This window comes from Streptomyces sp. NPDC014734 (genome assembly GCF_043083325.1).
Taxonomy (GTDB): Bacteria; Actinomycetota; Actinomycetes; order Streptomycetales; family Streptomycetaceae; genus Streptomyces.
Map to the genome: position 1 here is coordinate 392,023 of NZ_JBIBYN010000003.1, position 19,062 is coordinate 411,084.

Consider the following 19,062-nt stretch of genomic DNA (forward strand, 5'->3'; position numbering starts at 1 on the left):
GAGCCGGATCGCACCACCCCGCGTACGCCGTCCGGTGAGTTGCTTCACGAAACCAGTCATTCGCGTGCGGCCCCGCCGTCCGACCCGCACCCCCAGGAGGTGCCCTCCATGCGCACCCTGATCAGAGCGGCCCTGCGCCAGTCACTCGGCGACATCCGCCACATCACCCCCGTCGCCCCGACCGCCGCCCGCGGCCCCGTCGCCCGCGTGTACCACGAGGCCGAGCGCGACTTCGGTCTCCTCGCGCCGCCCCTGGTCCTGCACTCGCCCGCCCCGACCGCGCTCGCGGCGAGCTGGCTGCTGCTGCGCGAGACGCTCCTGGTACCCGGTCACGTCGACCGCGCGCTCAAGGAGGCCGTCGCCACCGCCGTCTCGCGGGCCAACACCTGCCCGTACTGCGTCGAGATCCACCAGGCGAAACTCGACACGCTGCCCACCGCCGACGACGGCGAACGCGCCGATGTCCTCGCCTGGTTCGAGGGCGAACCCGGCCGCGTCGCCGACCGTGACATCCCCGAACTCGCGGGCGTCGCCACCACCTTCCACTACCTCAACCGCATGGCCGGGCTGTTCCTGCCCGCCTCGCCCCTGCCACGGCAGGCCCCGCGGGCCGTCCGCGACCCGATGCTGCGCATGGTCGCCCGGTCCATGCGCCCCACGGCCCGCGGCCCGCTGCTGCCCGGGGCCTCGCTCGACCTGCTGCCCCCGGCCCCGCTGCCCGCGGACCTCGCCTGGGCCGCGGAACGTCCCGCCGTCGCCGGGGCCCTGGCGCGGTCCGCCGCCGCACTCGACGCCGCCGTCGCCCCGTGGCTGGCACAACCCGTCGGGCACACCGTGGACCGGCACATCGAACGGTACGACGGCACCGCCCCCGGACCGGGCCGCGCCTGGCTCACCGAGGCACTCGCCGCACTGCCGCCGGACCGACCGCTGCCGGGGCAGCGCCCGGTCGCCGCTCTCGCCCTGCTGACCGCCCTCGCCCCGTACCGGATCACGGACGACGACATCCGGGCCTTCCGGGCCGTGCGCCCCACCGACCGCGACCTCGTCGAGCTCACCTCATGGGCCGCGCTGCGCGCCGCCCGTCACCTCGGAACCCGCCTCGCCGCACCCGCCCACCAGACCGTTCCGTCGAACGGCCCGACCACCAGGAGCTGACCATGACCACCACCGCCCCCGCCCCCGTCCTCGATCACGATCTCGCCCGCGCGCTCGACGCCGTCCTCAAGGACCTCGCGACCGACATCGAGGAGACCGCACGGCTCGTCAATGACCTCGACGAAGCGGCCTGGGCCACGCCGACGCCCGCCCCCGGCTGGAGCGTCGCCGACCAGATCGCCCACCTGACCTTCATCTTCCATCTCGCGGGCACCGCCGCGGCCGACCCGGAGGCATTCAAGGCCATCGCCGCGGGCGCCGCCCACGACTTCGACGGATCGGTCAACGCGGCGCTGGAACAGTTCAACGCCTTCCCGCCCGCCGTACTGCTGGCCCGGTTCCGGGCCCTGGGCGAAACGTCCGTCGCGGCCCTCGCCGCGGTCCCCGCCGACCAGGTCGTCCCGTGGCTGGTCAACCCGCTGCCGCCGACCGTGCTCGCCTCCGCCGGGATCATGGAGCTCTTCGGGCACGGGCAGGACATCGCCGACGCGCTCGGCGTGCGGCGCGAGCCCACCGAGCGGCTTCGGCACCTCGTCCGGTTCGCCGTCCTCACTCGCGACTTCGGCTATCTCTCCCACGGACTCACCCCGCCGCCCGAGCCGTTCCGCTTCGAGCTCACCGCACCCTCCGGAGAGATCTGGGCCTTCGGCCCCGAGGACGCCGCACAGCGCATCACCGGCCCCGCCCACGACTTCTGCCTGCTGGTCACCCGACGGCGCCACCGGGACGACCTCGCCCTCACCGCGACCGGCGCGGAGGCCGACCGGTGGCTCGGCATCGCCCAGGCCTACCGCGGCCCCGCGGGCGAGGGGCGCAGGCCCGGCCAGTTCGCCCACCGGCACTGATGTCCCGACGGAGAGGGGCCGCCACCGGGACGCCCTCCCGGCGCCACACCGCCCCACGACCCCGACGTCGACCCCGACATCGGCACCGCCCCCCACACAGACCCGGCCGCCGGCCCCGGGGCCCACCAGGAGGAGCGTCCATGGCCACCCCCACCACCCTGCGCACCGCGACCGTGATCGGATGCGGCACCCGCGGCCTCGCCGTCGCGTTCGCGCTGCGCGGGGCCGGGGTCGAGGTACACCTGCTCGACACGGACCCACGCGTCGTCGCCCGTGCCCAGGAACTCGGCGCCGGCGGTCTCCGGCCGCCGGGCCTCCCGGCGGCCGACGTGGTCGTGGTCGCCACCCCCGCCGCCACCGTCGTCGACGTCCTGTACGAGGCACAGGCGCGGGGACTCGGCCGCGCGTACACCGACATCGCCGCGACGGACACCAAGGAGGCCATCGGGGCGGAGGCCCGACTACGGGGCTGCGACCTGCTCGGCTACGTACCGGGCAACCCGCTGATCGACCCGGATCACGTGCCCCACCGGCCCACGACCGCCGCGGACGGCCCGTTCACCGGCCGCACCTGGATTCTGTGCCCCTACGAGGACGGCGACCCGGCGGCCACCGCGGCGGTCGACGCCCTCCTACGACTCTGCGGGGCCCACCGCCGCGACCTCACCCCCGCGCAGCACGACCGCGCCGTCGCCGCCCCCGCGCACACACCGGCCCCGGTCGCCACCGCGCCCACCGGGCCCCGCACGGGGGCGACCCCGCCGTCCGGCCTCGCACGGGCCGACCCGTGCGAACCGGACCGATCAAGCCGCTTTGACCAGCACGATCCGGCCTCGACGACCGGGCCGGGACAGCTGAGCAACCGCGGAGATGACCTGCCTCCGGGACCGCTCGGACCATGAAACGCGAATCGCCCCCCAGCGCCTTGGCGGGGTGGCGGCGGGGGAGGCCCCCGCCGCGGACTCACCGGGATGAGGTGCTGAGCAGTGACCGTCGACATCGCACAGAGCAGCGCGCGCAGCGTTGCCACCATCTACAACTCCGCCGTCGCGGCCTTCGCGATCTCCGCGGCATGGGAGATCGGGGCCCTCGACGAGCTGTACCGCGACCGGGTGCTCGACACCGCGGAGTTCGCCGAGCGCAACGACCTCGACGTGCTGTCGACGACCGGTCTGTTCCGGGCCATGGCCTCCGTCGGACTCGTACGGCGCGAGAACACCACCGTCACCGCCCTGCCCCGCTTCGACGTGATGTACCGCAACAAGTCGTTCTTCCACTGGCTGGGCCGGGGCAGCGCCGAACTCTTCCAGCAGATCCCGCGCGTGCTGTGCAACGAGAACCGCCAGGGCGACTACTACCGCCGGGACCCGGCCGCCATCGCCTTCGCCTGCCGGGAGATCGACGAGGTCACCTACGCCCCGACGTTCTGGAACGCCGTGGAGAACCTCGACTTCGCCGTCACCCGCGTCGCCGACCTGGGCTGCGGCAGCGGCGGCCGGCTCATGGACCTCCTGCGGCACTTCCCCGACGCCTCCGGGATCGGTGTCGACATCGCCGCGCCCTCGCTCGACGTGGCCCGCAAGGAGGCCGCCGAGGCCGGGCTCTCGGACCGCACCGAGTTCGTCCGGGGCGACGTGCTGCGCCTGGAACCGCACCCCGGTTTCGACGGGGTCGAGTTGGTCACCTGTTTCATGATGGGCCACGACTTCTGGCCCCGGGACAGGTGCGTCGCCACCCTGCGGCGCCTGAGGGAGGTCTTCCCGGCGGCCCGACGTCTGCTGATCGGTGACGCCACACGCACCTCCGTCCCGGACACCGAACTGCCCGTCTTCACCCTCGGCTTCGAGCTCGGTCACGATCTGATGGGCACCTTCCTGCCGCGCATCGAGGACTGGGAGTCGGTCTTCGAGGAGGGCGGCTGGGAGCTGATCCGCACCAACAGGATCGAGATGACGGTCGGAGAGGTCATCTTCGAACTCGCCTGACCGCCCGCCCGCACGCCCCCGATCGCACGCCCCCGGCCGTCGTCCTGTCGGCCGGACGCCGCTCCCACTCCGTGGCCCTCCGAACCCGGGAGTCCCGATGAGCACTCTTGTGGCCGCAGTGGCCGCCGCCCTCGCCGCCGACGGCGTACGTCACGCCTTCGGCCTCGTCGGCGGCGGCAACGTCCTGGCCGCCGCCGCCCTCACCGCGTCCGGAATCCACTACACCGCCGCCCGTCACGAGGGCGGCGCGATGGGCATGGCCGACGCCTACTTCCGGGCGACGGGCGAGGTCGCGGTGTGCACCACCACGCACGGACCGGGCATCGCCAACACGGCCACCGCGCTCGCCGAGGCCGCCAAGAACCGCAGCGCCGTGCTGCTGCTCAGCGGCGACGCGCCGCTCGCCGGACCGCGAGCGCACGACATCGACCAGAGCGCCCTGGTCACCGCCCTCGGCGCGCCCGTCGTGCGACTCACCGATCCCGGTACGGCCGCGGTCCGTGTCCGTGCCGCGCTGGACACCGCGCGGTCACGGCAGCGCCCCGTCGTCGTCCTCCTGCCGAACGACCTCCTCGACGCGCAGGCCGGCCCCACCACGTCCCACGCACCGTCACGGCCCGTGGCCGCCGCTCCCCGAGCCCCCTCGTCGCAAGAGACCGAGCGGCTCGCGGCACTCCTCGCCGGAGCGCGGCGGCCACTCCTGCTGGCGGGTGCCGGGGCCTGGCGCAGCGGGGCGGGCAAGGTGCTGCGGGACCTTGCCGACCGGGTCGGAGCCCTCTGCACGACGACGGTGATGGCCCACGGGCTGTTCGACGACAGCCCCTGGTCGTTGGGCATCTGCGGCGGTTTCTCCGCACCCGGCCCCGCCGAACTGATCGGGCGGGCCGACCTGGTGATGGCCTTCGGCACGAGTCTGGACACCTTCACCCTGCACGGCGGCCGACTGCTCGACCCGGCGGCCACCGTCGTCCGCGTCGATCTCGCCGACACACCCGCGCACCCCCGTGTGGACCTGGCGGTGGGAGGCGACGTCGCGACCGTCGCCGTACGGCTCCTCGACGCGCTCGACCGCCTCGACGGTCCCGCACCCGCACCCTGCGCGTCCCCGGCACCCTCCGCACTCGATACCGGATGGCGCTCCGCGGAGACCCGGGCCCTCGCGTCCGCCCGCTGGCACGACGTCCCGTACGAGGACGCCGGGACGGCGGACCGTATCGACCCGCGCACGCTCACCCGCGCGCTCGCCACCCTGCTCCCCGCGGAACACACCCTCGTTCTCGACGGCGGCCACTTCATCGGCTGGCCCGCCATGTACTGGTCCGTGCCCGACCCCGCCGCCATGGTGTTCACCGGTGCCGCGTTCCAGAGCATCGGGCTGGGGCTCTCCGGCGCCGTCGGAGCCGCGGTCGGACGGCCCGACCGGGTGACGGTCGCGGCGCTCGGCGACGGCGGCGCGCTGATGGGCCTGCCCGAGCTCGACACCCTGGTACGCACGGGCCGTTCCTGTCTGGTGGTGGTCTACGACGACGGTTCGTACGGTTTCGAGGAGCACATGTACGTTCCGCGCGGGGCCGACAGCTCCACCATGAGCTTCGCGGACACCGACTTCGCCGGTCTGGCCCGCGCCCTGGGCGCCGAAGCGGTCACCGTCCGCGAGGCCGCCGACCTGGCGGCCGTCGCCGCCTGGCGGGAGCGGGACTGCCCCGGCACCCTGCTGCTCGACTGCAAGATCGTGCGCCGGGTGATCGCCCCCTACCTGGCAGACCTCCTCGCCGGCCACTGACCCGGGACGCACGGCGCCCCGACGGCTCCGGAGGCCCGGCGGCTCCGGGGCCCGAGACATCCTGAGCTTCCTTCAACCCAAACGAAATCGACCGAACCGGTCTGAAGTGTTCCGAAGTGGCTCGACGGCCGCGGGACCCCTCCGGGAGTCCCGCGGCCGTCTCCGTGCTCGGTGACGTGCCGTCAGTCGCCGAGCAGGTTCTTGCGTCCCTCGCGCAGGGCGTCGAACGAGGACAGGTCGGGCACCGTCCAGCCGTCGAGGTCGTACTCCGACAGGCACTTGTCGACAAGTGCCTTGTAGTCGTCCATCTGACCGCTCGCGGTCTGCGCGAACAGCAGCTCCACACGGGTGTTCTCGTGGTTCCCCGCGTAGTTGCGCTCGTACAGCTCGTGCCGGCCGCCGAACTCGCTGCCCACCGCGTCCCAGAGCAGCTTGAGCACCTTGACCCGCTCGACGGAGCCGATGCCGTTCGATCCCCGGACGTACTTGTCGAGATAGGGCCGGATCTCCGGGTTCTTGAAGTCGTCGGCGCTGGAGTTGAGATAGATCAGCCCGCTCGCCACGTCCTGCTGGATGATCTCCTTGACCCTCGGGTAGCCGATCTGCATGAACCAGCGGTACGCCATGCCGTACTGCGGGTTGGGCAGCACGGCACCGCCCCGCCACTCGACGGGATTGCGGGCGGCGGCGTCCGACAGCCCCCAGAAGAGGTTCCGCCAGGCCAGCACCTCGCCCAGCCGCGTCTGCACACCGCGGAAGTCCTGCGTGCCGGTGATCTCCAGCGCCTTGGCCAGGGCCCCCGCGATGAACTCCAGCTTCACCGCCAGCCGGGTGCAGCCGTGGAAGGTGAACCGCTCCATGAAACCGGAGTGCGAGGAGAACATCTGGATCTTCGCCATGTCCCCGTAGATGAAGACGTCCTCCCACGGGATGAGGACCTTGTCCATGACGAGGATCGTGTCGTTCTCGTCCAGACGCGAGGACAGCGGGTAGTCGAACGGGCTGCCCATCACCGCCGACGTGGCGGTGTACGAGGGGCGGCAGATCAGCTTCACCCCGGGCGCACCGGTCGGCACCGTCGCCACCAGCGCGAACTCCTTCTTCTTGACCGGCAGCCCGTAGTGCGCGATGAAGTTGTGGTGGGTGAGCGCGGACCCGGTGGCCACCACCTTCGCGCCGCTCACCACCAGGCCCGCGTCGGTCTCCTTCTCCACGTGCACGAAGACGTCCGCCACCTCGTCCGGCGGCAGACTGCGGTCCACCGGCGGGTGCACGATCGCGTGGTTCCAGTAGAGGACCTTCTCCTGCGACTCGCGGTACCAGCGCCTGGCGTTCTCCTCGAACGGCGCGTAGAAGTCGGCGTTGGCGCCGAGCGTGCCGAGGAACGCCGCCTTGTAGTCGGGGCTGCGCCCCATCCAGCCATAACTCATGCGCGACCAGGCGGCGATCGCCCGCTGGTCGGCGACCAGGTCCTCGGCGCTGCGCGGGGTGGTGAAGAAACGGTGGGTGAAGCCCCCGCTGCCGGTGTCGGTCCGGGTGGTGAGCACGTCGCGGGTCGCCGGGTCGTGCAGGGCGTCGTAGAGCCGCGCGGTCATCCGCACCGGGTTGTGGAAGGCGGGGTGCGTGGTGACGTCCTTGACCCGTTCGCCGTACAGGAAGACCTGCCGGTCGTCACGGAGGCTCTCGACGTACTCGTCACCGGTGAGCGGCCGGCTGCCCGGAACCCGGGCGTTCCCTTCGTCGGCGGAGCGGTGCTGGTCGGTCATGTGCCCCTCTTCCTGAAGTCCTCGGAGTCCGGCGAACCCGGCCGCACCCACGCGCACGGCCCGACCGCACACGTGCCACGGACCGGCCGGGCCCACCGTGCGGCGCACCGGTCGGGCACGCGTGGCACGCGCCGTCCGGACATGTCCGCCGCGTACCGGTCGGGCATGTGCGCCGCGTACGGACCGAGACCATTCCGTGTGCCGTCCGCGCCGGTCGGAAGCGTGCGGTGAAACCCGCCTCGGTCCCGCCGGGAACCCGACGTGCCGACCGGACCGTCATCGTGGCAGCCGACGGGCAGCCGGGTCTTCTCCTCACGTGCCACACCTCACGGAGCGCCGGTCGGCCGACCGGCCGGCGGATGACGGTTTCGGCGGTCATGCGGACCTGCCCGGGGGCTCGCCAACAGCGCAATCCAAAAGGTGCCGCGCCCCGTGCGCCGGTGTGACGGTCTCTCCAGCACGGCCCGCTCTGTCTCCCGCGACGTCCAGGAGGACACCGATGCTCACCGCCGACATCCCCACCCGTGCCCAACTCGTGCAGCGAGCCGCCGAGTTGGCACCCCTTCTGAAGAAGAACGCCGCACAGGCGGAGCAGGACCGGCGGCTCCAGGACGAGACGATCGAGGCCCTGGGGGATGCGGGCCTCTTCAAGCTCCGCGTTCCCAAGCGCTACGGCGGATACGAGGCCGACACCCGCACGCTCGTCGACGTGGCGGCCGAACTGGGCCGCGCCGACGGAGCCGCCGCCTGGACCGCCGCCGTGTACTGGATTCCCACCTGGATGACCTGCCTGTTCCCCGACAGCGTCCAGGAGGAGGTGTTCGCCACCCCCGACGTCCGTATCTGCGGCACTCTCAGCCCCTCGGCGCTGGCCACGCCCGCCCCGGGCGGCATCACCGTCAACGGGAAGTGGGGTTTCATCAGCGGAGCCCACCACAGCCACTGGCAGGAGGTCATCGCCGTCCTCCAGAGCCCGGACGGTCCTCCGCAGCCGGTCATGGCCCTCGTCCCCATCGGTGACCTCCGGCTGATCGACGACTGGGACACCTCGGGCCTGTGTGGGACGGGCAGCGTCAGCACGGTCGCCCAGGACCTCTTCGTGCCGCAGGAGCGGGTGCTGCCGCTCGGCGCGATCCTCCAGGGACAGGGGGCCTCCGCGCTCAACGCGGACACGCCGGTCTACCGTTCCCCGCTGCTGCCCGTCGCCTCCGCCTCGTCCGTCGGTACCGCCCTCGGTCTCGCCCGGGCCGCCAAGGACGCCTTCTTCGAGCGGCTGCCCGGCCGTACGATCACCTACACCTCCTACGCCCAGCAGGCCGAGGCGCCCCTCACCCACCTCCAGGTCGCCGAAGCCACCTTCAGGACCGACCGGGCGGAGTTCCACGCACACCGCCTGACCTCCCTCGTCGACGGCAAGGGCGAGGCCGGGGAGCAGTGGTCGCTGGAGGAACGGGCCCGTGCGCGCGCCGACCTGGGCGCGGCGTGCAAGCTCGCCAAGGAGGCGGTGGACCTCCTGGCCTCCGCGAGCGGTGGGTCCTCCATCTACCGGGACGTTCCCATCCAGCGCGTGGTCCGCGACATCCAGGCCATCAACGTGCACGCCCTGATGAACCCGAGCACCAACACCGAGCTGTACGGCCGCGTTCTGTGCGGACAGGAGCCCAACACCCTCTACATCTGACCTGGCGTCAGAAACGCGCGCACGCTTCTGCCGCCGAAGCCGGCACAGCCATCGGCGCAATCCCGGGACCGGACCCGAACCGGACCCGGACCGGACCCGGACCGGACCCGGACCGGACCCGGACACAGACCTGGGAACAAGCGCGGTCACAAACCCGCGCGCAGGCGAGAACCAGGCTGCATCACAAACCTATCCACAAACCTCGCCGCAAACATCGCCTCAAACCCCACTGCAAACATCACCACAAACATCACTGCAAACTGTGCGACAAGCCCGACAGCAAACACGGATACACACCTCGCCGCACACATGCGCACCCACCTTGATCCGATCCCGGGAGCAGCCCCGGGACCGCCCCCGAACGAGGAGCAGACCACCATGACGACTCAGACCGCCCCCGCCGCCGTCGAGATTCCGGCCGAGGACAAGGCGGCCGTGGCCGCACTGCCCGGGCGCATCGTCGCCGCCTGGGCCGCGCACGACGCCGACGCGTTCGCCGAGGTCTTCACCCCCGACGGCACCATGATCCTCCCCGGTGTCTTCGAGCAGGGCCAGGACGCCGTCCGGACCTTCATGGCGAACGCCTTCGCCGGTCCGTTCAAGGGCACCCGGGTCACCGGCACCCCCGTCGACGTCCGCTTCGCCGACGCCGAGTCCGGCATCCTCATCACCCGCGGTGGCATCCTCGCCCCCGGCGAGACCGAGCCGAGCCCCGAGCGTGCCGTCCACGCCTCCTGGGTCGTGGTCAAGCGCGACGGCCAGTGGCTGCTCGCCGCGTACCAGAACAGCCCGCGCGACGCCGCCTGAACCCGGCCCGACACCCACACGACTCGAAGGAGGTGACCGCGATGGCCGTCCCGACCGGCGACCGCGCGGTGGTACTCGGCGGCAGCATGGCCGGCCTGCTGGCCGCACGGGTGCTCGCCGACACATATCGCGATGTCGTCATCGTGGAACGCGACGACATGTCCCCCGGCGCCGAAGCCCGCCGGGGCGTGCCCCAGGGCCGACACGTCCACGGCCTGCTCGCCCGGGGCCAGCAGATACTCGACGAACTGTTCCCCGGCTTCACCGAGGACGCCGTCGCCGCGGGCATTCCCACCGGCGACCTGGGCGAGCTGCGCTGGTACTTCAACGGCCGCCGCCTGCAACCGTCCACCACCGGTCTGGTCTGCGTCTCGGCGACCCGGCCCCTCCTGGAGAGCCGGGTACGGGCGCGCGTCGCCGAGGTCGAGAACGTCACCTTCAGGGACCTCCACGACATCGCCGGCCTGGTCACCGACGACGCCCGCACCACCGTGACGGGGGTCAGGGTGCAGAGCAGGCAGCCCGGTGCGGAGGAACGCGTCCTGGAGGCCGACCTCGTCGTCGACGCCACCGGTCGTGCCTCGCGCACCCCGGTGTGGCTGGAGGAACTCGGCTACGCGCGCCCCGAGGAGGAGCGCATCCAGATCGACCTCAGCTACACGACGCGACGGTTCCGCCTGCCCGACCCGTCGGTGCTGCGCGGCGACCTCTCCATCAACCCGGTGTCCTCGCCCAGCCACCCGCGCGGGGCGTTCCTCTCCCGCATCGAGGACGGCCTGATCGTGGTGTCCCTCACCGGGGTGCTGGGCGACAGCGCGCCCGTCGACCTCGAAGGCTTCCTCGCCTGGACGAAGACCCTGCCGGTGAGCGACATCCACGACGTCCTCCAGGACGCCGAACCGGTCGGCGACGGTGCGGTCTTCCGCTACCCGGCGAGCGTGCGGCGCCGCTACGAGCAACTCGACAGGTTCCCGCGCCGGTTCCTGGTACTGGGCGACGCGGCGTGCAGCTTCAACCCGGTGTACGGGCAGGGCATGACGGTGTCCGCACTGGAGGCCGTCGTGCTCCGTACCCACCTGCGTCGGGGCCCGGTGCCGGACCCGGCCGCGTTCCTCCGTGACATAGCCCAGGTCATCGACGTGCCGTGGGACTTCTCCGCCGGTGCCGACCTCGGCTTCCCGGAGGTGGAGGGCCGCCGCACGGCCAAGGTCCGCATGGGCGGTGCCTACATGGCCCGGCTCCAGGCGGCGGCCGTCCACGACGGCGAGGTCACCGGCACGTTCATGCGGGTGGCCGGCCTCGTCGAGCCCCCGCAGGCCCTGATGAGCCCGCGCATGATGTTCCGGGTCCTGCGCGGCTCGCGGCAGAACCGACCGACGCTCGTCGCCTGACGCCGGAAGGCGCTCGCGGCGCGGGGCCGAGGCCGGGGAGACCGGTCCTCGGCCCCGTGCCGCGACGTTCCCGCTCCGCGCGCTCGTCCGACGACGTCAGGTCAGCAGCGCGGCGGCCTGCTCGCGCGCCCGGAGCAACCAGGAGGCACGCGTCTCGTCGGTGGAATCGGTGACCGTACGGAAGACGACCCGGCGAACATCGGTGACTCCCACGTACGGAAGGACGCATGCCGACCAGATCCTGTCCAGCGGGTCCCCGAACTCGTTCTCCTCACGCTCGGCGGGAGTGTCCGAGGTGTTCAGGACGAGGGCCCGGCCCGCCCTGAGGAGCCCGGCCGGTTCGCCGTCCGCGGACGTGAGTTTGTACGCGACGCCGGGCACGAGGACACGCTGCACCCAGCCCGTGAGGACGGCGGGCGGCATCCCCCACCAGTTGGGGTGCACGAACACCATGGCATCGAGTGTGGCCACCTCCGCCCGGTGCCGTGCCACCTCGTCGTCGGCGGAGTCCGGGGCGGAGCGGACCGTCCGCGTCTCCTCGGCGGCCAGCACGGGCGGGAACCCCTCGGCGCAGAGATCGTGTGCGAGCACCTGGCAATCGCGGGCGCGCAACTCCTCCACCACGGCGTCGAACACGGCGTGGTTGAAACTGCCCGGTCTCGGATGTGCGAGATAGACCCCTGCGCGCATTGCCTGCCCCCGTGGACGCCGATAGTCATGACCAACGATGCGCGAGAGCCTATGGCACTCGGGGGAACCGCCCGCCACCCGATCCCCCCTCGTTCCGTCAACGGCCGCTCGACGACGTCGGGTTCGGTCCCCCGATCGCTTCCAGCAGGGTGGTGTGCGTCGAGCGGTCGGCCGCCACGAGCAGCCCGCCCGCGCCGGTGTGCAGGGGCTGACCGTAGATGCCGGTCACCACGCAGCCCGCGGCTTCGCACAGGGCGATCCCGGCAGTGAAGTGCACGCTGTCGCGCAGGTCGCCGTCGGTGACGTAGGCGGCCCTTCGCCCCGCTGCCACCCACGCCACCGCCAGTGTGGTGGACACGACACGCGGTCGGAAGTTCTCGGTGAACCCGGGGGCGGTGAGGAGATCGGCCGCCCGGAAGTCCGGAGCGTTGGGGAACGGCGGGTCGAGGTTCACATCCACCAGCCGGGAGACGGCGGTCGGCACCAACTCCTCGTCCACGTCACCGTTCCGGAGCCGTGAGCCCTTGCCGTCGGTCCAGAAGACCTCGCCGCTGAACGGATCGGCGGTCGCGGCCGCGGTGGTTTCGGACCCCACCCGCAGGGCCACGTTCACCCCGACCAGCATGTTGCGTACGGCGTAGTTCAGGGTGCCGCACAACGGATCGACCAGCCACCTGCGTTCCGAGTCCCGCGCACCGGTGTGCCCGCTCTCCTCGCCCGTCACGGCGTCGTCGGGGCGTGCCGTGCGCAGCACGTCGAGGACGGCCCGTTCGGCCGCGAGGTCCGCGGTCGTCGCGAAGTCACCGGCGGACTTCTCGTACCGGGCCAGTGAGCCCCCGTACAGCTCGCGCACCACGACAGCTCCCGCCCGTGCCGCGGTCATGGCGAGCTGCGCGTCGGTCCCCGGTCCTGTGGTCAGCATGCGTGCAGCATAGTCTCGGGCCGACACGTCGACGTCGAAGTGGTCGTCGAACCGGGGGAGTTGGCGCACGCGTCGAGCCTGTCGTGCCCGACCCGGAGCGCGGCGGAGCCATCGGCGTCCACCGGCGCCGCACTCGGCGGGTGCGGCATTCAGCGGCCCCGGGCACCATTAAGCTCGACGCCATGCCCAAGAAGCCCCCCGTTCCCCCTGTTCCCGTGCTCGGCAACGTGATTCTGACCATGGGTGATCGCCCCGCCGAGGTCGCCGCTCTCCTGGAATCGGTGGAGAAGCAGGACGGGGGGCCGGTGCCCACCGTCGTGATCGGGCAGGGCGCGCCCCTGCCCCCGATGCCGGACTGGGTGGACGCCGTCGAGCTCACGGAGAACCTCGGCATCCCGGGGGGCCGCAACGTGGGAGTGCAGCGCCTCCGGGAGCGGGGCGGCATCGACGTGGTGGTGGTCCTGGACGACGACGGCCTGCTCCCGCGCCAGGACACGATGCGGCTCATCCGCGAGGCGTTCACCGCCTCGCCCCGGCTCGGCGTGGTGGGCTTCCGTATCGAGGACGAGGAAGGGCTGACCCAGCGGCGGCACGTACCGCGCCTGCGTGCCTCGGACCCCATGCGCTCGTCGAAGGTGACCACCTTCCTCGGCGGCGGCCACGCCATCCGCATGGACGTGATCGACGAGGTGGGCGACTTCCCCGCCCCGTTCTTCTACGCGCACGAGGAGACCGATTTCGCCTGGCGCGCACTGGACGCCGGCTGGGACATCGAGTACCGGGCCGACATGGTTCTCCGGCACCCCCGGACCTCCCCGGCCCGGCACGCGGCCTACTACCGCAACGTGGCGCGCAACCGGGTGTGGCTGGCCCGTCGGCATCTCCCCGTTGTTCTGGTCCCCGTCTACCTGGGGGTCTGGGCGCTCCTCACCCTGGTGCGCCGCCCCCCGCTGTCCGGACTCCGCGCGTGGTGGGGCGGGTTCTTCGAAGGCGTGCGGACGCCGTGCCCGCCCCGGAAGTCCATCCGCTGGCGCACGGTCTGGCGGATGACACGACTGGGCCGCCCACCCGTCATCTGACCTGCGGACGATTCGGCGCCGTTCGGCGCGGTCGGCACTGCTCGGTGCGGGAGGTGTGCCGCGCGACGGCGTGCCGTGGGCGCCGGCAGCGTCCGGAGCCGTGGCGGTGGACACGGCACGCACCGAGTCCCCGGAGTGTGCGCGAACCATCGCCGCCCGGGTCGGCCGAAACAGGCGGCCCGGGCGGCCCGCTTCTCTCAGCGGCCCGTGGTTTCGGCCGGGAGCACCAGCATCGTGTGCTCGTGCTCCCCGTACCGCACGGTTCCGGTGCGCCGGAAACCGTGCTTCTCCAGCAGCCGCACCGATGCGGTGTTCCCGGCGAAGGGGTCGGCGTGCAGCGGGCGGGCCGTCTCCCGTTGGAGGAAGAGCGCCAGCGCGCGAGTGCCGATGCCCCGGCCCCAGTGACGCCGACCGAGCCAGTAGCCGATGAAACGCCGGCGCTCGTGCTCGTGCTCGTCCCACCAGGCGACGACATTGCCCGCCGTCACGCCGTCCACGGTGACGGTCTGCACGGTGACGGTCGGGTCCCCGAGGACCTTCGTGGTCCAGTGCGTCATGAAACGCTCCCGGTCCCGGGGGGTGAACATCGACCGCCGAGCCGCCTCCGCGTCCTGCTCGTACTGGAAGAAGGACTCCAGGTCGGTTTCCCCGACGTCCCGCAACCGCACATCGCCCGTAGTGGTGTCGCCCGTTGTGTTGGTCATGGTCGACGAGTCTGGCACCCGGCACCGACATCGATACCGGTCGCCGGTGCCACGCGGATTCCGACGGCCTTGTTCCCGGCCCCGGCTCCCGTCCCCGGCCCCGGTTCCCGGCGGGACCGGGGAGGGACCGGGACCGGGGCCGGTCGCGCGCTGCTCCGCGCGGGTGCGATGCTCAGGCCGCCGAGGCGCCCGCGGTCACCCGCGAGGTGAGCCGGACGGGCAGGCTGCGGTGGCCGTTCATGATGAAGGTGGGCAGCGGCTGGAGCTCGGACCGGTCGACGGCCAGCGCGAGATCCGGGAAACGCGCGAAGAGCCGGGACAGGCCCGTCGTGGCGATCAGCCGTGCGATGCCCGCGCCCATGCAGTAGTGCGGGCCGAGGCCGAAGGTCAGGTGTTCCTTGTCCTCGCGGGTGACGTCGAAGGTGTCCGGGGAGTCCGGGTGCAGGCCCGGGTCGCGGCCCACCGCGCTGTAGTTGACAAGGATCGGGTCGCCCTTCGGGATCGTCACCCCGCCCAGTTCGATGTCCTCCGCCGCGTATCGCAGCGGCAGGTGCACCAGCGGCGATTCGACCCGAAGGGTCTCGTCGATGACGTCGTCCCAGGTGGCGCGGCCGGAGCGGACCAGCTCCAGCTGGTCCGGGTTGCTCAGCAGGGCGGTGATGGCGTTGTCGAAGAAGTTGATCGTGGTCTCGGAGCCCGCGCCCAGGATCGCGAAGATGGTGTCGGTCAGCTCGTCCTCCGAGAGCCGCGAACCGTCCTCGTCACGGGCCGCCACCAGGTCGCTGGTGATGTCCTCGCCAGGTTCCCGCCGCTTGTCGGCGATCAGTTCGGCCATCGCCCCGCGCCAGCCCGCCAGGACCGCCTGCGCCTGTTCCGGGGTGACCGTGGTGTCCACCATCGCGTCGATGACCTTCGCGGTCTTCGCGCGGGCCTCTTCCGGCATGCCGATCAGATCGGCGACCAGCCGGGCGGGCAGCGGGTAGGCGAAGCGCTCGCGCAGGTCGACGACCTCACCCGGCTCGGCCGCCGCCAGCGCGTCGAGCAGTTGCTCGGTGAGTTCCTCCACCCGCGGACGGAATGCCTCGGTGCGGCGCGGGGTGAAGGCGTTGCCGACGAGCCTGCGCAGCCGGACGTGGTTCTTGCCGTAGGCGGTGACCATGTTGTCCATGGCGACCCAGCTGATCATCTCCCAGTCCGGGGGGATCTCGCCGTTGACGAAGGCCGGCCAGTGGTTGCGGGCGCTCTTGGTGACCCTGGGGTCGGTCAGCACCTTCCTGATCTCGTCGTGGCCGTTGAGGGACCAGGCGACGACGCCCCCGGGCAGTCCCACCCGGGTGGCGGGGCCCTGGGCGCGCAGGGCGGCGGCCTCGCCGTGGATGTCGCGTCCGGTGGTGTCGAGGGCGAACGGGCAGCGTTGCTCCATGGGGGTATCCGTCTTCTCTTCAAAGGGGGCGGGGCGTTGGGAGGGGCTTGCGGCGGTGCGGGAGGTACGCGGGGCGGGGCGGGCGGTCAGCCGGTGGCGAAGTGGGCCTGTGCCAGCTCGCGGTTGGCGAGCGTCGACAGGAACACGCCGTTCCCGGCGTGGCTGTGCAGCATCGACAGGTCGCGCCATACCCGTTCGATGCGGTGGCCGCCGCGTACCGAACTGGATCCCGCGGTCGGGAAGAGCTGCCCCTCGACCGCCCGCCAGCACAGGCGCACGGCCTCGCGGCTGATGGTGGCGAGCCGCAGTTCCTCCTCGCGGGTGAACGCCGCGGCGTCCTTCAGGCACAGCTCCTGCCACTGGCGCACCGCGTCGCGCATCGCCGCCTCGGCGGTCGCGATCAGACCGGTCGCCTCGCCGTAGCGGAACTGGTAGTCGGGGTCCTCGGTGCGCGGCACGATCGGGAAGAACGAGGTGGTACGGGTACGCATCAGCTCCTCGTACGCGTCCAGGGCGCCCCTGGCCATGCCGAGCGCGAGCACGCCGAGTTCGAGCAGCATGAAGCTGAGCGGGCCGCCGCCGTACTCGGCCCCGTGCAGACGCCGCCCCGGGGTGTCGTCGGTGAGGGCGATCTGGCTGAGGTGGCCGCCCAGCGTCCGGTGGCCGGGCACCCGGGCGTCGTCGATGCGCAGGCTGTGCGAGCCGCTGCCCCGGAGACCGAGCTGGTCGCCCCAGTCGTCGAGGCGCTCGAACTGGTCGCGGGAGACGACGAACAGCATCGGTGCGGGAGGCAGCCCCTCACCCTGCGGCACCAGCGTGTGGCCGATGAAGTGCGTGGCGTAGGGGGCACCTGAGCAGTAGTTCCAGGTGCCGTTCAGAATCCAGCCGCCCTCGCCGTCCGGTTCGGCGGTGCCCGCCGGGGCGACGGTCGCCGGGCAGATGAACTCCCCGGAGGCGAACAGCTCGTCCTGGGCGCGCTCGTCGAACAGGGTGCCCGCGACCAGCGCGTGCGCGGCGCCGAACAGGTACATCCAGCCGGTCGACGGGCAGCCCCGGGCCAGGGCACCGGCCACCCGCAGGAAGGTGTCCGGCCCGAACTCGTAGCCGCCGTAGCGGCGCGGTACGAGGATGCGGTAGAAGCCGGCCCGGGAGAACGCCTCGTGCGTGTCCCGGGCGTAGAAGCCGCGCTGTTCGGTCTCGGCCTGCCGCTCGACGAGCGTCGCGGCAAGGGCCTCGGCACGGGCCACGACCTCGTCGGGGGTGAGGCCGGGCTCCGGGGGCGCCACGGTTGTGGCGGTCTCGGCCAGGGTGGTGGTCATCGTGGATCGTTCCCCTTCTCACGGGTCGGTCGACGTGCCGCGGGCCCGGGGCACGCGGCAGGTCCGGGACGAGGGAGCGGGCGGCGGGCTCTCAGAGATCGGCGAGCGCGGTGCCGGGCGCCTCGGCGAGGCGGCGCAACAGGGTGCGGAACTCGTCGACGAGGCCGACGGCGGTCGCCTCGTCGAACCGGTTGCGGTCGAACTTGAGGCTTCCGGCGAGCCGGCCGCCGGGCAGCACGTCCATCGCCCACAGCCCGCCGTCCGGAATGGCCGAACTGACCTCCTGGGAGCGGACCCGGTGGCGGATCTCGGTGAACCGCGCGCCCGCCACGGTGCGGTCGTCCAGCGGGAACGGCGACTGCAGGACCTCGAAGGCGACGACGGCGAGGAAGCCGTCCGCGAACGGTGCCAGCAGCGCCGGACTGTCCTCGGCGATCCGGGCGAACGGGATCTCGTGCTCGTACGCCCCCAGACACGCGGCGCGCGCCCGGTCGAGGACGTCGGCGAGCGTGGCGCACGGCGTGGTGTCGATCCGGATCGGCACGAAGTTGAAGAACGGACCCACGGAGTCGACGAACCGCTCGTCGGAGCGGCCCGAGGAGAACGTCGGGAAGACCACGTCCGTGACGCCGGTGCGACGGCGCAGCAGCACCCCGTACGCGGCGGCCAGCACCATGAACGGGGTGCTGCGGGTGGTCCTCGCGAAATCGGCGACGGTACGGGACAGCTCCGCGTCGAACACGAACCGGTGCACGCCGTAGGCGCTGGGCACCTCCTCGCGCGGCCGGTCGGTGGTGACACCGGTGATCTGCGCCCCGGCCAGCCGGTCGCGCCAGTACCCGCGCTCACGGTCCGTGCGCGGGCCGTCCGCCTGCTCCAGCTGCCGGCGTGCGAACTCCTGGTACTGGGGGGCCGCGGACGTCACCGGCCGCCCGCCCCCGGCACGGGCCTCGTACGCGTCGGCGAGGTCCCGCATGATCACCTGGAGCGACCAGGCGTCGGTGGCGGTGTGGTGGGTGACCAGCACCAGCACACCGTCGTTCGCGTCGAAACGTCCGAGCACGGCCCGGACGTGCGGGAGCCGGGTGACGGAGAACGGGGTGGCGTCCAGGTCGTTGAGGAACGCCTCGGCGCGCTCCTCGCGCGTGCCCCCGTCGTCCGGCACGTCCACCACCCGCAGTTCGGCCGGTGCCGGGGGATGCACCACCTGGTGGCCGCCGTCGGCGTCGCCGAGCACCGACGTGCGCAGGATCTCGTGCCGCGCGACGACGTCGTCGAGGGCGCCGCGCAGGGCGTCGGGGTCCACGGTGCCGGTGACCCGCCAGCCGCAGACGAGGATGTGCCGGTGGCCGAACGCGCCGTCCGTGGCGCCCTTGTCGAAGCCGCGCAGGAACTCCTGGTTGTAGGAGAGCGGGATGCGACCGCCCGGTTCGTTCGACTCCGGCCGCACGTCAGTGATGGTCACGGAAGACCAGTCCTTTCTCATTCGGTGACCGGTCCGGCATGCCG

16 protein-coding genes are annotated in these 19,062 nt (G+C 72.3%); 9 read left to right on the top strand and 7 right to left on the bottom strand.

All coding sequences use genetic code 11. The annotated features are described in order from the left end of the window. Positions 1–108: 108 nt before the first annotated feature. The 5 genes from ACF1CT_RS08180 (at position 109) to ACF1CT_RS08200 (ending at position 5,771) form a co-directional block, all read left to right on the top strand. Positions 109–1,158, top strand: coding sequence for a carboxymuconolactone decarboxylase family protein (locus ACF1CT_RS08180; RefSeq protein WP_391782943.1), 1,050 nt, complete (start codon positions 109–111; stop codon positions 1,156–1,158). Between the two features lie 2 nt (positions 1,159–1,160). Then, entirely contained in the window at positions 1,161–2,003 is an 843-nt protein-coding gene (locus ACF1CT_RS08185; RefSeq protein WP_391782944.1) for a TIGR03084 family metal-binding protein, read from the top strand. Positions 2,004–2,143: 140 nt separating this feature from the next. Continuing rightward, positions 2,144–2,905 carry a prephenate dehydrogenase/arogenate dehydrogenase family protein gene (locus ACF1CT_RS08190; RefSeq protein ID WP_391782945.1) on the top strand — a complete coding sequence of 254 codons (762 nt, stop codon included), beginning with the start codon at positions 2,144–2,146 and terminating at the stop codon, positions 2,903–2,905. 84 nt (positions 2,906–2,989) lie between these two features. After that, the gene (locus ACF1CT_RS08195) at positions 2,990–3,988 is read left to right on the top strand and encodes a class I SAM-dependent methyltransferase (protein WP_391782946.1); all 999 of its coding nucleotides are present in this window, start codon (positions 2,990–2,992) and stop codon (positions 3,986–3,988) included. A gap of 97 nt (positions 3,989–4,085) precedes the next feature. Then, on the top strand, positions 4,086–5,771 hold the full coding sequence (locus ACF1CT_RS08200; RefSeq protein WP_391782947.1) for a thiamine pyrophosphate-binding protein: 1,686 nt from the start codon (positions 4,086–4,088) through the stop codon (positions 5,769–5,771). 182 nt (positions 5,772–5,953) lie between these two features. Here the strand turns inward: ACF1CT_RS08200 and ACF1CT_RS08205 are convergent, their stop codons facing one another. Next, the gene (locus ACF1CT_RS08205) at positions 5,954–7,537 is read right to left on the bottom strand and encodes a 4-hydroxyphenylacetate 3-hydroxylase family protein (RefSeq protein ID WP_391782948.1); all 1,584 of its coding nucleotides are present in this window, start codon (positions 7,535–7,537) and stop codon (positions 5,954–5,956) included. 499 nt (positions 7,538–8,036) lie between these two features. On the opposite strand from ACF1CT_RS08205, the gene ACF1CT_RS08210 reads away from it, so the two are divergent. From ACF1CT_RS08210 to ACF1CT_RS08220, 3 genes are all read left to right on the top strand, one after another. Then, the gene (locus tag ACF1CT_RS08210; protein WP_391782949.1) at positions 8,037–9,218 is read left to right on the top strand and encodes an acyl-CoA dehydrogenase family protein; all 1,182 of its coding nucleotides are present in this window, start codon (positions 8,037–8,039) and stop codon (positions 9,216–9,218) included. A 378-nt stretch (positions 9,219–9,596) separates the two neighbouring features. After that, the gene (locus ACF1CT_RS08215) at positions 9,597–10,025 is read left to right on the top strand and encodes an SgcJ/EcaC family oxidoreductase (RefSeq protein WP_391782950.1); all 429 of its coding nucleotides are present in this window, start codon (positions 9,597–9,599) and stop codon (positions 10,023–10,025) included. Between the two features lie 41 nt (positions 10,026–10,066). Further along, complete coding sequence (locus tag ACF1CT_RS08220) at positions 10,067–11,416, top strand: FAD-dependent oxidoreductase (RefSeq protein WP_391782951.1); 1,350 nt, start codon at positions 10,067–10,069, stop codon at positions 11,414–11,416. 96 nt (positions 11,417–11,512) lie between these two features. Here the strand turns inward: ACF1CT_RS08220 and ACF1CT_RS08225 are convergent, their stop codons facing one another. Both ACF1CT_RS08225 and ACF1CT_RS08230 read right to left on the bottom strand, forming a co-directional pair. Then, entirely contained in the window at positions 11,513–12,106 is a 594-nt protein-coding gene (locus ACF1CT_RS08225; protein ID WP_391782952.1) for an NAD(P)H-dependent oxidoreductase, read from the bottom strand. A gap of 97 nt (positions 12,107–12,203) precedes the next feature. Then, positions 12,204–13,028, bottom strand: a complete 825-nt coding sequence (locus tag ACF1CT_RS08230) for an inositol monophosphatase family protein (protein WP_391782953.1) — start codon at positions 13,026–13,028, stop codon at positions 12,204–12,206. A gap of 182 nt (positions 13,029–13,210) precedes the next feature. Here ACF1CT_RS08230 and ACF1CT_RS08235 point away from each other — a divergent pair, with 182 nt between their 5' ends. Continuing rightward, on the top strand, positions 13,211–14,107 hold the full coding sequence (locus ACF1CT_RS08235; RefSeq protein ID WP_391782954.1) for a glycosyltransferase family 2 protein: 897 nt from the start codon (positions 13,211–13,213) through the stop codon (positions 14,105–14,107). Positions 14,108–14,304: 197 nt separating this feature from the next. Here ACF1CT_RS08235 and ACF1CT_RS08240 read toward each other — a convergent pair whose 3' ends face one another. From ACF1CT_RS08240 to ACF1CT_RS08255, 4 genes are all read right to left on the bottom strand, one after another. Further along, positions 14,305–14,811, bottom strand: coding sequence for a GNAT family N-acetyltransferase (locus ACF1CT_RS08240; protein WP_391782955.1), 507 nt, complete (start codon positions 14,809–14,811; stop codon positions 14,305–14,307). A 172-nt stretch (positions 14,812–14,983) separates the two neighbouring features. Further along, complete coding sequence (locus ACF1CT_RS08245) at positions 14,984–16,234, bottom strand: cytochrome P450 (protein ID WP_391782956.1); 1,251 nt, start codon at positions 16,232–16,234, stop codon at positions 14,984–14,986. A gap of 86 nt (positions 16,235–16,320) precedes the next feature. Then, positions 16,321–17,553 carry an acyl-CoA dehydrogenase family protein gene (locus ACF1CT_RS08250; protein WP_391782957.1) on the bottom strand — a complete coding sequence of 411 codons (1,233 nt, stop codon included), beginning with the start codon at positions 17,551–17,553 and terminating at the stop codon, positions 16,321–16,323. 91 nt (positions 17,554–17,644) lie between these two features. Then, positions 17,645–19,018, bottom strand: coding sequence for a condensation domain-containing protein (locus tag ACF1CT_RS08255; RefSeq protein ID WP_391782958.1), 1,374 nt, complete (start codon positions 19,016–19,018; stop codon positions 17,645–17,647). Positions 19,019–19,062: the final 44 nt, after the last annotated feature.